At 41.4% G+C, this 13,141-nt stretch carries 11 protein-coding genes; 2 read left to right on the top strand and 9 right to left on the bottom strand.

The features are described 5' to 3' along the window. Positions 1-142: 142 nt before the first annotated feature. The 8 genes from QZY09_RS24135 to QZY09_RS24100 all read right to left on the bottom strand — a co-directional run bounded on the left by QZY09_RS24135 (position 143) and on the right by QZY09_RS24100 (position 10,803). Positions 143-742, bottom strand: coding sequence for an outer membrane beta-barrel protein (locus QZY09_RS24135; RefSeq protein WP_295677120.1), 600 nt, complete (start codon positions 740-742; stop codon positions 143-145). 211 nt (positions 743-953) lie between these two features. Continuing rightward, positions 954-2,276 carry a TolC family protein gene (locus QZY09_RS24130; protein ID WP_295677118.1) on the bottom strand — a complete coding sequence of 441 codons (1,323 nt, stop codon included), beginning with the start codon at positions 2,274-2,276 and terminating at the stop codon, positions 954-956. Positions 2,277-2,302: 26 nt separating this feature from the next. Further along, entirely contained in the window at positions 2,303-2,980 is a 678-nt protein-coding gene (locus QZY09_RS24125; RefSeq protein ID WP_295677116.1) for an ABC transporter ATP-binding protein, read from the bottom strand. A 368-nt stretch (positions 2,981-3,348) separates the two neighbouring features. Then, a complete protein-coding gene (locus tag QZY09_RS24120) occupies positions 3,349-5,748 on the bottom strand; it encodes an ABC transporter permease (protein WP_295677114.1) in 2,400 nt (799 codons plus the stop codon). A gap of 115 nt (positions 5,749-5,863) precedes the next feature. Further along, positions 5,864-8,284 carry an ABC transporter permease gene (locus tag QZY09_RS24115; RefSeq protein WP_295677112.1) on the bottom strand — a complete coding sequence of 807 codons (2,421 nt, stop codon included), beginning with the start codon at positions 8,282-8,284 and terminating at the stop codon, positions 5,864-5,866. Between the two features lie 265 nt (positions 8,285-8,549). Further along, positions 8,550-9,590, bottom strand: a complete 1,041-nt coding sequence (locus tag QZY09_RS24110; RefSeq protein ID WP_295677110.1) for a DUF4097 family beta strand repeat-containing protein — start codon at positions 9,588-9,590, stop codon at positions 8,550-8,552. Positions 9,591-9,735: 145 nt separating this feature from the next. Further along, positions 9,736-10,386: a peptide-methionine (S)-S-oxide reductase MsrA gene (gene msrA, locus QZY09_RS24105; protein ID WP_295677108.1), complete on the bottom strand. Its 651-nt coding sequence runs from the start codon at positions 10,384-10,386 to the stop codon at positions 9,736-9,738. 183 nt (positions 10,387-10,569) lie between these two features. Beyond that, positions 10,570-10,803, bottom strand: a complete 234-nt coding sequence (locus QZY09_RS24100; RefSeq protein ID WP_096352311.1) for a DUF3820 family protein — start codon at positions 10,801-10,803, stop codon at positions 10,570-10,572. A gap of 84 nt (positions 10,804-10,887) precedes the next feature. Between QZY09_RS24100 and QZY09_RS24095 the strand changes: the two genes are divergently transcribed. After that, the gene (locus QZY09_RS24095; RefSeq protein WP_295677105.1) at positions 10,888-11,112 is read left to right on the top strand and encodes a hypothetical protein; all 225 of its coding nucleotides are present in this window, start codon (positions 10,888-10,890) and stop codon (positions 11,110-11,112) included. Positions 11,113-11,126: 14 nt separating this feature from the next. Then, on the top strand, positions 11,127-12,077 hold the full coding sequence (locus QZY09_RS24090) for an aldo/keto reductase (protein ID WP_295677103.1): 951 nt from the start codon (positions 11,127-11,129) through the stop codon (positions 12,075-12,077). Between the two features lie 178 nt (positions 12,078-12,255). Here the strand turns inward: QZY09_RS24090 and QZY09_RS24085 are convergent, their stop codons facing one another. Continuing rightward, entirely contained in the window at positions 12,256-13,083 is an 828-nt protein-coding gene (locus QZY09_RS24085) for a hypothetical protein (RefSeq protein ID WP_295677101.1), read from the bottom strand. Positions 13,084-13,141: the final 58 nt, after the last annotated feature.

Genomic DNA, 13,141 nt, shown 5'->3' with positions numbered 1-13,141 from the left:
CTTTACAATAAGTATAATACTAAATTGACACTTTGTTTGTAAAATATAATACAAAATAATCAGAACGAAAGCCAACATAATAATGCAAAAAGCCTGATTTGCGGCAGTCTTTAGCCTATCAAAAATAACAAGGCAACTCTCTTTACAGCTTAACTAAGCTATAAGCCAAACTCAGGTTAAACAAACTGATTCTTGTTTGCCTGCCGTCGTAAGTTTGCTTGGTGATACCAGCTTCATACCGCAAATCAACCGAGATCCTTTTAATATCCAAACCGGTGCCAAACTGCCATGCGAAATTTTGATCCTGGTAATTAAGTGAAAACACCTTGCCAGCAGCAGAGTTGAAGCTCTGGTTTTTATCAATGGTAAATGATATTACAGGCCCGGTATAAAACCGGCCCCCAATACCTAAAGCGCCGAATTTGCCACCAAATAACAAGGGCACATCAATACTTGTAAACTTAGCTGTGGTTACTCCTCCATTTGATGACGTTACATCGACATCCTTAGAGGTTAAATACATTTCGGGCTGAAAATTAAAACCTACCGCGCCAAAACGCGCCCAAATACCTGCTAAATAACCCGCCCGGTTACTACCGCTAAATGTTTCGGTTGCAGTTGAGTTAAGGCTTGAGAGATTTGCACCTGCTTTTAACCCGATCTGGAAAGTTGGTAAAATTTGGGCCGATGCAAGGCTGATAGTTACTACAAAAACAATAATGGAAAGGATAATTTTTTTCATAGGAGGTTATTTTAATAGTTTAAGAAGATAATACTAATAACTAAACACCTGGGGAAATATTATATTTTGCAGTATTTAATGTGTTCGCCACCCCTAAAAAATTAGGAATCCGGCCCAGGCAAAAAGCAAGCTTAATGGTGGGCCGGACATCTTATTTTCTATGATAAAATTAAATAATTATTTAACAATCCAAATCAATGTTGAAAATATTTTATTGGGTTAATTTGCCCTGGTAGTAATCCAGTATTTTGCTGTATATAATATAGTCGTAGTGTGCGGCAATCAAGTTTAATTCAGCGGCGTCCATATTGCCTTTTGCAATCAAAAACAGATCTGATGTGATTACCCCGGCGTCAAACCGTATCTTTTGAACCCGGTAACTTTCGGCATAGGCATTTGCTTCATCCTGCAAGGCGTTGTAACGATTATAGGCGGCCATCATATTACTCCAGGCGGTCTCCACACTTTGTTTCACCTGTACCTTCGTCCCCTCCTCAATATATTCATAGTTCAACAAATTAAGTTTGGCAAGCGCTACTGCATTCTTTTTCACATGGTTAGTAAAAATGGGGATATTCAAGCCTATTTCAATATCAGTTCCATAATTATTCCTAAACTGGCTATAGTAAGTCTGCGTATTTAAGTTTGAATAATTTGTACCTATTCCGCCGGCCAAAAATAATGAAGGGTATAAAAGACCCCTGGCATATTGGACTCCTTTTTCGGCGCTCTGGCGCATCAAAGTGGCAGCTTTAACTGTAGCAAGCTGCTGCAGAGCAGTTTCATAAACCTGTTCAGCATTCACGTCTTTATCACCTACCAGGTCCTGCGCCGTTAATGGTTGCAACTCCACATTTTTATTATATGGAATATTCATTAACTGGTACAAACTTAATTTGGCAGCATTCAATGAATTTTGGCCCTGTACAACGTTTACTTTACTGCCGGCATAGGCGCCTTTTAAATCAGAAAAGGTTGATGCTGTTGTATTTGCACCATAATTTTCTTTGGTAGCGGCAATGTCGAGATTTTCTTTTGCAACGGCTAGCTGGCTTTCATTCTGTTTTAATAATTCTTTCGCATCCAATACCAGTAAGTAATTGGTTATTACATTTACGGTAACCAGGTCTTTTGCGGCCTGGTAAGCCATTTTGCCTGATTGATAGGCTAAAGATGCTTGCTTGATTGCACTTTGAAGCGCAAGCCCATTAAACACAGTAACACTACCGCTTAAATTATAATTATCAGAAGTAACTGATTGTGTAATGTAGGCATTGGTTACCGGGTTTAAGGCACGGCCGGAGGTGAGGTTACGGTTGGCGCCTCCGCTAATGTACGGGATCAGGTTATCTTTTGCCTGGTTAAGGCCAATGTGCGCCTGTTCAGCAGTAACAGATGCCTGTTTCACACTTAAATTATTTTTTATGGCGATATCAAGGCATTGTTGCAGCGTGATCACCGAATCCTGTTGTGCATGCGCCAAAACACCGGCGGTTAAAAGAAGTAGTGTTAAATAATATTTACTAAATCGCATTTTATCGTGTTCTATTAATTTGTAGTTCAGAATTTTCTTGAGGATGAGATTTTACCGTCAAGCAGGTCAATGATACGCGAACCATACTCTGCATTTTTTTCAGAATGGGTTACTTGTATGATGGTAACTCCGTCTTCCTTGTTCAGTTTACGGAACAGTGTCATGATCTCCTCACCCTGTTTAGAGTTCAGGTTGCCGGTCGGTTCATCTGCCAGTAATAATTTTGGTTTTGAAATAAGCGCGCGGGCAATCCCTACCAGTTGCTGCTGACCACCGGATAACTGTGCCGGAAAAAGGTCTTTTTTGCCAACGATCTGGAAACGATCGAGGATATCAGCAACCATGGCTTTACGCTCGCTGCTTTTATAATCCTGGTAAATTAGCGGGGTTTCGATATTTTCGTAAACGGTCAGCTCATCAATTAAGTGGTAGGCCTGGAAAACAAAGCCGATATACTGTTTATATAAAGCGGACCGCTGTTTCTCTTTAAGCTGATGAACTGCATTACCAACAAAATAGTGGTAACCGTCTGTTGGCTCATCCAGCATCCCGATAACATTTAAAAGTGTTGATTTACCCGAGCCGGAGGGGCCCATGATCGATATAAATTCGCCTTCATCAATCTCAAGGTTAATATCGTTTAGTACGAAGTTTTTATTTCCGCCAACCTGGTAATATTTTGATACGTGCTGTAATGATAACATGTGTTTTAATTATTGAATTAGTGAATGATTGAATTATTGATTTAAAGTCCGATACTTTTTCAAATTAAATCCGACATCGAACATCCGAAATTCCTCGAATTGCTAATTTAAAAATAAGTATTTAACCGTTTTCAATATCCGCATCATTATAATACATCTATATCAATAATATACCAAACTATTATCTCTATAACTATCAATCACTTACAAATTAAACCCTTGTTAAATACTGTCCGCTATTGTAACAGGAAGCGTACGTTAATGATACAATTGTCAGAATCAGAATTTACAGAATTATAGAATTTATTAAATCTTAAACAGTTTAATTCTGATAATCCAATAATTCTGTAAATTCTGATTCAGACATTCTACTCGCTCCGCAAACTTTTAACAGGATTGGCAATGGCAGCCTTAATAGATTGGAAACTAACAGTGCAAAAAGCAATAAGCAAGGAGACTGTGCCAGCTATCAAAAATACCCACCATTGAATGTCTATGCGATAAGCGTAATCCTGTAGCCAATGATGCACAGCGAACCAGGCCCCCGGCCATGCAAACAAGTTTGCAATTAAGACCAGTGCGAGGAAATTTCCGGACAACAATAAGGTTATATTTTGTACAGAAGCTCCCAACACCTTCCTCACCCCAATCTCCTTTACCCTTTTCTCGGCTGAATGAGAAGCAAGTCCAAATAAACCCAAACAAGATATAAAAATAGCCAGCCCGGCCAGTATGCCCACTATCTGGCTCACCTGGTTGTCGGCTTTGTAAACTTCATTAAAATGATCATCCAGAAATTGGTATTCAAAGGGATAATCCGGGTAAACACTCTCCCATTTTGATTTAATGATGGCAAGTGCAGCCGTAGTGTTATGGCCATTAATCTTAACGGAGATATCCCTGAATCCGGAGTGTGTTGCGCTCACTAAAAACATTGGCTCAATTTTATATTGCAGCGAATTAAAATTGAAATTTTTTGCGACCCCTGTTATTGTCCCTAAGGAATCAAATCCAAATTTCTGGCCGACTAATGATGATAAAGGCTTCTTAGGAAAATCTTTTAGCAACTCTTTCGCCAATGCTTCATTAACAATATATTGCCTGAAGTCGGCTATTTTGTCACGCGAGAAGTTTTTACCTGCCGCTAATTTAATTTTATAAAGGTTAAGGTAGTCGGTGTCAACCACCAACAAAGTTGTACCTAGATCTTGCTTTGGCCCGAAGGATGGCATGAAGGTAACCCCGGTCTGGTCCAGATGACTGCCTAAAATATCCCGCGAAGCAGTTACTCCGGCAATCAGCGTGTTACCCGATAATTCACTCTTGAACAAATCGTATTTCTTTGTAGTGATCCCGTCCAGCGGAATGTTCACAATTTGATCGCGATTATATCCCGGATCCTGTTCCTGCATAAACCTCAGCTGTTTTAATACAAATACCGTGGCTATCATTAGGAAAATTGCACTGGCAAATTGAGTAACTACCAGTATACTGCGCAATAAACCTTTATTTTTTCCAACTTGAACCAAGCCTTTTAAAACCCTTGAGGCCTGGAAAGATGATAAGTAAATAGCAGGGTAAATTCCTGAAACTATTCCAATAAAAACTGTTCCGCCTAGCACGATCAACAAAACCTTTATGCTGCTGAACAGATGAAATGGAATCTGCCTGTCACTAAGGTTATTGATATATGGCAATGCCAGTTCAACTAAAACAACAGCGAATACGAGCGCCATCAAAGCAATTAAAACAGTTTCGCCCAAAAACTGAAATGCAAGCTGGAATCGGTGAGCCCCTATTGATTTACGGATCCCAACTTCTTTAGCCCTTTCTGCAGAACGCGCCGTCGAGAGATTAATGAAATTAACACAGGCTATTACCAAAACAATCAGCGCAATTATAGCAAACAGGTTGGTGGATTTTTTATCGAATTTTTGGTAATTAATATAATCAAGGCCGATATCTGCGGAGTTGGCGTGTACATCTTTCAAAGGCAGGGTAAATAGTTTATAATATTTCCAACCATCGCCTTTAAGGTGTCTTTTTAAATATGCCGGAAATTTGGCATCGAGGGCTGCAGCATGTGTTCCGGGAGCCAGTTCGAAGAAGGTGTCGAGCCAGTTACCACCCCAATTGGTAAACATCCATGGTTGATAAATACTGCTGAATGAAAACAAAGCATCGAATTTTAACTGGGAGTTGCCGGGTATATTAGCTAATACACCTTTTACCGCAAATACGGTAGTGTCATCGCCATAATGGGTAATAATCTTACCTATCGGGTCAGCATCACCGAATAGTTTTTTTGCGGTCTCCTCAGTAATTAAAGCGCTATGTGGCTTTAACAACGCGCTTTGCCCCTCACCTTTTACTATTTTAAAATCAAAGATCCTGAGGAAAGTAGAGTCAACGAAGAAGGCCTGTGGCAGAAAGATCTTTTTAGTGTTTTGTGTTAGCTGGTATTTATTTACCCAATGTACCCTGGTAAAGTTTTTTATTTCAGGAAATTCCTGTTTCAGTGTCGGCCCCATCGGGAACATGGACAAGGCTACTTTTTGTGTGGCTCCCTGCGCGCCTATGGTTTGAACCTCGTTTAGGCGGTAAATGTTTTTTGTATGAAAATTATCGAAGCTCTTTTCGTACGATACAAACAACATGATCACAATACAGGCTGCCATCCCAACAGAAAGGCCGATAATGTTGATCCCCGAAAAAATCTTGTTTTTCAAGATGTTCCGCCAGGCGATTTTAAGATAGTTCTTTATCATGGTTAAATCAATTATTGAATTAGTGATTTAGTTTCGTCATTAGTCATCTCGCTGCGCTGTCATTAGGTCATTAATTTGCGCTGTCATTGTTCGTAGCTTTTTTGCTATTCTCTAATCACTCTGACCTCAGGCTCTTCACCGGGTTAACTAAAGCTGCGCGTATAGCTTTATAGCCAACCGTAAGCCACCCAATCAAGAGCGAAGCGGCAATCGCATCAATAAATATCCAGGTACTCATGTTGATACGGTAGGCAAAGCTTTGCAGCCAATTGCTCATAAAATACCAGCCCAATGGCGTAGCGATAATAAATGATATGATAATTAGTACTATAAACTCTTTGGAGAACAGATATACAATGCTGGCCACTGACGCACCCAACACCTTGCGGATACCCACTTCCTTTGTTCGCTGCACTGCCATAAATGAAACCAGGCCGTATAACCCGAGGCACGAAATAAAAATTGCTATAACAGCAAAAATCTTGAACACCAGGGCCAATTGGTTCTCCTGATCATAAAATTTCGCAATACTGTCATCCAAAAAAAAGCCATTGTAAGCATACTCAGGATAGCTATGCTCCCACAACTTTTGTACAGATGCCACAGTTGACGTAAGGTTGCTGATTTTTATTTTAACGTCGACTTCCGATTCAAATACCTTGTAAGGATAGATGGCAATCGGTTTAACCGACTCGCGCATGGAGTTTGTTTTAAAATCTTCCACAACGCCGGTAATTGGCACCCAAATACCGTTACCAACGCTAATAGTTTTGCCAATAGCGTCTTCAAAACGGCTTAGGCCTAATTTCCTAACCAGGGTTTCATTTACTACTACCTGCCTCATTGTATCGCTTACATCGTAGCCTTTACCAGCTACAAACCGAAGCCCAAAGGTTTTAAAGTAATCGGCATCCCCTATTTTCATAAATAAATCAAAACCGGGATCTTTTTTATGATGATCAAAATTAAAATTCGTTGAACTGTTGTTTTCTGACGAAGGTACGTCCGAAGCAAATGTAGCCGCCTGCACGCCAGGATACGCCAGCACCGCCTGCTTAAAGGCAACCATGCGCCGCAGGCTAATACTATCGGTATTATTCGAAATAACCAATATTGCTGTTTTATCAAAGCCGAGGTCGGCGCTATTAACAAAATTCATTTGTTTGACGGCGATAACAGTACCAATAATGAGCAGTTGAGAGATAGAAAACTGTAAAACAACAAGCCCCCTGCGAAGTGGTATGCCGCCAACCGAGGCCGCAGTAATTTTATTTTTTAATGCCAGGGCGGGTTTAAATCCGGATACTACCAGGGCCGGGTAAATGCCTGACAATAATATAACCGATAAAGCAACGATCGATAAAAAAAGCAAAGTGCCGGTGTTGAAAATACCTATCTTATCGGGGACACTCGCGATATTTTTTAAATAAGGTAGTCCTGCCTCGGCAACAAATAACGATAATGATACAGCTAGGAGCACAATAATGGTTGTTTCCCCAAATACTTGCGTAATCAGCTGCGGCCTGCTGCTCCCCAAAACTTTTCGAATACCCACTTCTTTCGATCGTCCTACGGATTGCGCTGTTGCCAGGTTAATGAAGTTTATCGACGCCATAACAATAATCAAAAAAGCGATTAGTGAAAGTGTCCTTACTGTCGTCTTGCTGGTAACATGGTCTCCCAGCGGATCGTATTGTTTATCAAAATGCAACGAAGACAACGGCTGTGCTTCAAAGTGCCGTTTATGCACCTTTTTGCTATTATCAAATTGTTTTTCTGACATAGCCGCCAACTGCGTGTTTATAGTTGTTTCCGAAAAATTTGCAGGGAATTTTATAAAAACCATATGATTGCTCCCGAGCGTATTCCAGTTATCAAAATACCGATATTCTTTCGGATAAAGTTTTAAGGTGGGATAGGAAATCACTACTTTCAGTCCGAAATCTGAGTTTGCAGGTGCATCCGCTATAATTCCTGCAACTTTCAGATTTAATACATTATCAAGCCCCAGTGTTTTCCCCACCGCTTGCTTCCAATCGCCGAAATATTTGTTCGCACTGCTTTTATCGAGCACCACCATATTGGGTTCTTTCAGTACATCAGGCCTGCCTGCCAGCCAATGAAAATTAATTACCTGGAAAAATTGCGGCTGCAGGAACATTACCCCCAGGTTTTCGATAAATTTTTTGTCATCTGTAGGACTTCCGGTACTTGCCGGCACTGTAACCTGGCTGCCGTAACTGGTTTCCATTGGAGCAACGATGGCTTGCGGAAACCGGAGCCGCAGCAAATCCACCGCTGGTACGGATACGCCAGGATTATAGCTATTTGTACCCTCGCTTTCTGTTACTGTAGTAATACGGTAAATCTGCTTAAACCCTGGTTGAAAAGTATCAAAACTCAACTCGTATTGTACTACCACAAATATGAGCAGGCAGGCGGCAATGCCAACGGTTAAACCCGCAATGTTAATAACTGAATATCCTTTGTGGCGGATAATATTGCGCCAGGCGATTTTAATATAGTTTCTTATCATAAGCTTGTTAGTAATTATTGATAATAAAACGCATACCAAAACATTAAATAATTAAATATCAACAAGATAACAATAGTTAAAATATACGAACTGTTCGAAGGTGTAACACAGGTGTACGGTTGTGATACAGTTTAGTTTAGCGATTTGAGGCTGGAGATTAGAGATTAGGTTTAGAAATTCCGCCACCTAAATTATACCGAAAATAAAAATGGGGCAAGGACTATTTGAAACGTCCTAACCCCATTTTGTTTCTATTTTTTACCGACTAATTAAAGCTGATATCCAGGTGCCCGCTTGCATCTACATTAACAGGAATACCGCCGCCGTTTAATTTACCACGTACATGATCTTTTTCCCACTCGCCGCTAAAGCCGCTCAGGTCGGGTTTGCTGATCCTGTTGGCAGAAAGGTTAAGATCAAGGCCTTGCTTTGCCGGTAATCGCAGGGTAACATGACCGCCGCTAACATCCAGTTTTACATATTTGCCTATGCGGGCCATATCTACATTCATGCTGCCGCCGCTTGTTTCGGCTTGCAGGCTGCAGGCCATGCGGGTAAGGTCAACACTTCCGCCAGATGTACCAGTAATTAATTCACCTTCTATATTATCTGCGTGGATGCTGCCGCCGCTGGTTTCAGCATGGATCTCTCCCTTTAAATCCTGGAGGTGTAATGAGCCACCGGAGGTTTCGAGCCTTATTTTTCCATGGCAATCCATTGCTTTGATACTCCCGCCGCTGGTTTCCAGGTTAATGTCATCGGCTGAGTTTGAAACTTCAATACTGCCACCTGATGTTTCGCCTTTAATTATACCTGCAAGTGCATTAAGATGTAAGCTACCGCCGCTGGTGCTGAAATTTTCATTGCCGGATAAATTATCCAAATGAATACTTCCACCACTGGTTTCAAGGTGTGTATTTACCGCTTTTGGCACATAGATCTTAAAGCTGATACTAAGCTGCCTTCTCCAATCCCAGTTAAAACCGCCTTCATGTTTTCTTTTTGCAAAGGCATGCACTTCGTTGTTGCTTACAGAAACCTCAAGTTGATAATCGGCTTCAAGGCGTTTTTTAATTTCTTCCCTGGTAAGGTCACTATTATTATTACCATGAACGTAAATTTCAACCCTTGCCGCTTCACGGGGGGCTCCGCTAACAGTAATACTGCCGCCAGATGTTTTTACATAAACATTTTTGATGGCATCATTTGCCAATGACTTTGTTTCGTAGGGCGATTTATTCCAATCCTGCCCTAAAGCGACACAACTTTGGCATGCAATAGACAATAGTAGTAAGTAAGTTTTCATCTCCTTTAATTAAGTTTAGATAATAGACTTAGTTTCCCAATATTAAGTTGCATCAAACAGAAAATATAATAGGAATTTTTACTCATAAAGGGCAATAAGTCCGTTTATTGAACTTATTGCCCTTCGCAACTAATATCTCTGATATTTAATTTTGCTGAAACTCCGGCTTTAATTCAGCTTTTTCTGCTTTCCTGAATTTCATGACCTTTGGTTCTGATACCGCGCCGATATAAGGGTTATCGCCATGCAGCCTATAGTATCCCTGGTGATATTTTTCAGCAGGATAAAAAACACTGAACGATATTACCTGGGTTACTATCGGATCAGGGTAATGCTTCGATGCATTGACCTGTTTTATCGTATTTAGCAAGATCTCTTTTTCTATTGGGCTACGATAAAAAGCAATAGACCTGTAATCTGTACCTTCGTCAGGGCCCTGCCGGTTAAGTTCAGTTGGATCATGGGCAAAAAAGAAAGCATGTGCCAGCGTTGCATAACTGATCACTTTCGGGTCATAGTACACCTGCACACATTCGGCATGGCCGGTTGTGCGTGAGCTTACATCTTCATAGCTTGGGTTCCGGGTGGTACCACCGGCATAACCGGAGATAACTTTGTTTACCCCTTTTAGTTCAGACATCGCTTCGCTCATGCTCCAGAAACAACCACCGCCAAAAGTGGCGACTTCTTCACCGGGTTTTGGTTTTGGTAAGGTTGCAAAGTCATTGCCGGCTTGTCCCAAAGCGCATCCCGCAAAAAAAAAGCTGCAGGCTACATACAAAATAATTCGTTTCATATCATTCTAAATTTGATCATTGAATATACGCTGACTACCATGTAACGGATGGTCATGTGCACGTAATTGTTTGTTATTTTGGTGGTTAGTCGCTGCCTGGATAAAAACCTTACAATTAAGTTGAAAAGGTTGTAAAAGTTTTAAGTGTTGTAGAAGTTTAAAAACTTATCATACCATTATAACCTACCTCAGCGACTGCTTGATCTTGTTTAATATAACCTGTAACCCATTGGTTTTAATTTCGAAGGCTGTTGCAAGCAACATACCCAATTTGCCCGGTGGCAGTCCCCTGCTATGCAACCATTCAAGGTAATAAACGGGCAGATCACAAATGGGTGTTCCCTTATATTTCCCATACGGCATTTTGGTTTGTACCACTTCAATCAATATCTTCGAATCGGGTTTGACATTTTCCACGAAGTAAAGATAGAATCAATTTATTTAGATGTGCAACAATCAAACACTAAACGGTAATAGCTGTTATTAAATGAAAATCTAAACATGAAAAAGCAATTTGAAACAACACTGACCGGCCCTGATTCACCGATTGACGGAATAGCAGACCAAATGAATGATGATGGCAGCGCCTGGGAATTTAAATCGATAGACGGGAGCCTGCACCTGGTGATCGCCAAAGACGCGGATGGTGACTGGCAGCGGATTGAAGGCACCGAGCCCTTTTTAAGTTCATGGATTGATGAATTAGCAGAAAAAATAGGCGGTTAGATAATAAAATAATTATGGAAAAACGCGAAATAGGAAGCTCCGGCATAAAAATAGCGCCATTTGCATTAGGGTCAAACGTATTTGGATGGACAATAGATGAAAAACAATCTTTCACTATCCTTGATGGCTTTGTTGATGCAGGTTTCGATTTGATTGACACTGCTGATGTTTATTCTACCTGGGGAGCAGGAAATAAAGGTGGCGAATCCGAAACCATCATCGGCAACTGGTTGAAGAAATCGGGCAAACGGGAGAAAGTGATCATCGCCACAAAAGTTGGTAAACCGATGGGTTCTGATAAAAAAGGGTTGTCGCGAAAATACATTACAGAAGCTGTTGAAGCATCATTGAAAAGGCTGCAAACAGACTACATCGACCTGTATCAGTCGCACGAGGATGACCCTCATACCACACTTTTAGAAACACTGGAAACCTTTGACGACCTCATAAAACAAGGAAAAGTAAAAGCTATTGGTGCGTCAAATATTTCAGGAGAAAGATTAAAAGATACCTTACAAGTGAGTAAGGACAATAACCTTGCCGCTTACCAGTGCATGCAGCCCGAGTATAACCTGTATGCACGGGAAGGTTATGAAAAAGAGTATGAGCCGGTTTGCAGGGAAAGAAACATTGGCGTGATCAGCTATTACTCGCTTGCCAGTGGATTTTTAACTGGCAAATACCGGTCAGAAAACGACCTGTCGCAAAGCAGCCGGGGCGCTGGCGTAAAAAGTATGCTTAACCCGCGCGGATATAAAATTTTAGCGGCCCTTGATAAGGTTGCCGCTGAATTGAATATGAGCGAGGCCGCTGTTGCCCTTGCATGGATCATGGCCAGGCCCGGTATTACAGCGCCAATTGCCAGTGCTACTACCGTAAAGCAATTGGATGAACTTGTCAAATCAACCGAGCTCACGCTAAACAGCGATGCTATTGATCTGCTAAACAGTGCAAGTAAGTATTAATTTGGTAAGAACCGGGATTAAACTGATTTTGGGATTTAACTGATTAAGGCGGGCAATACATTTTTCAAATCTGCATCGTGGTCATCCGAAAATCCATTAAATCCCGGTTCAGACAGACAAAAAAAGGCCGCCTTACGGCAGCCCCTTTCACTATATAAAACTATTCGACAATCCTTGTTTAAAACTTTGCCATTCTGTGGCCGCCATTCCCGTTTTGACGAGTATTTTGGCCGTATTGTGCGTCCCCACCCCTGTTATCGTTTCCACGGTTCCGGTCGTTCTGGCGGTTGTCAGCTCCCTGGTTCCTGTTATCATTTCCGTATTTCCGGTCATTCCCACGATTATCAGATCCCTGCCCCCTGTTGTCAAACCCGCGGTTATAATCCCGGTTTTGTGTTACAGGCTGCCTGTTGAAACCCTGGTCGCGGTTACCAAAGCCCCTGTTATCCCTGCGATCCTGAACTGGTTGGTTAAAGGCCCTGCGGTCGCCATCGAAACGATGATCGTTATCCCTGTTGTATTGCGCGGGTTGGTTATACCGGTAATTGTCCCTGTCAAAATTCCTGTAGCCATCCCTGTTTGCATATCCCCCGTCGAAACGGTCACCATCACGATGCGCCCATCCTTCAAAGCGATTACCCTCGTATCTTGACCTGTAAACATCATCGTGCATGTATGGACGGTAGGCTCTTACTTCAAACCTGCGGGCGTTTCTCCAATCATAGTCGCGGTATGCACCTGGCAGGTATTCGGCAGTCACCCATTCGTTGCCATCAAAATATACATAATCCTGGTCAGTAACGTTATAGTATACACCTAAATCAGGCAGGTAATAATAGTCGTCCCCGTCTTCATTAACCGGGGTTTGAACTGCAGCAGGATAAGTGGCATATATGGCCCTTTGAGGAGCAAAACCAATACCTACACGTACACCGATTTGCGCATTTGCAGTGTTAATCATAAAACCGCTTATTGCTATTGCTGATAATAATGCTAACTTTTTCATTTTCTTTGTTGTTTAGTTGTGATGAAACCTATCGTAGTTTTATTTTTTGTTTTTTGCT

This window comes from uncultured Mucilaginibacter sp., assembly GCF_903913935.1.
GTDB lineage: Bacteria > Bacteroidota > Bacteroidia > Sphingobacteriales > Sphingobacteriaceae > Mucilaginibacter.
The sequence above is the reverse complement of the archived record's forward strand: the minus strand, read 5'-3'. Positions and strand labels throughout refer to the sequence as shown.

Bases quoted from the DNA above. Each gene is read 5' to 3' on its own strand.
- msrA (WP_295677108.1), bottom strand. From the start codon at position 10,386: ATGAAACGAATTATTTTGTATGTAGCCTGCAGCTTTTTTTTTGCGGGA.
- QZY09_RS24135 (WP_295677120.1), bottom strand. From the start codon at position 742: ATGAAAAAAATTATCCTTTCCATTATTGTTTTTGTAGTAACTATCAGC.
- QZY09_RS24120 (WP_295677114.1), bottom strand. From the start codon at position 5,748: ATGATAAAGAACTATCTTAAAATCGCCTGGCGGAACATCTTGAAAAAC.
- QZY09_RS24115 (WP_295677112.1), bottom strand. From the start codon at position 8,284: ATGATAAGAAACTATATTAAAATCGCCTGGCGCAATATTATCCGCCAC.
- QZY09_RS24130 (WP_295677118.1), bottom strand. From the start codon at position 2,276: ATGCGATTTAGTAAATATTATTTAACACTACTTCTTTTAACCGCCGGT.
- QZY09_RS24090 (WP_295677103.1), top strand. From the start codon at position 11,127: ATGGAAAAACGCGAAATAGGAAGCTCCGGCATAAAAATAGCGCCATTT.
- QZY09_RS24085 (WP_295677101.1), bottom strand. From the start codon at position 13,083: ATGAAAAAGTTAGCATTATTATCAGCAATAGCAATAAGCGGTTTTATG.
- QZY09_RS24110 (WP_295677110.1), bottom strand. From the start codon at position 9,590: ATGAAAACTTACTTACTACTATTGTCTATTGCATGCCAAAGTTGTGTC.
- QZY09_RS24095 (WP_295677105.1), top strand. From the start codon at position 10,888: ATGAAAAAGCAATTTGAAACAACACTGACCGGCCCTGATTCACCGATT.
- QZY09_RS24125 (WP_295677116.1), bottom strand. From the start codon at position 2,980: ATGTTATCATTACAGCACGTATCAAAATATTACCAGGTTGGCGGAAAT.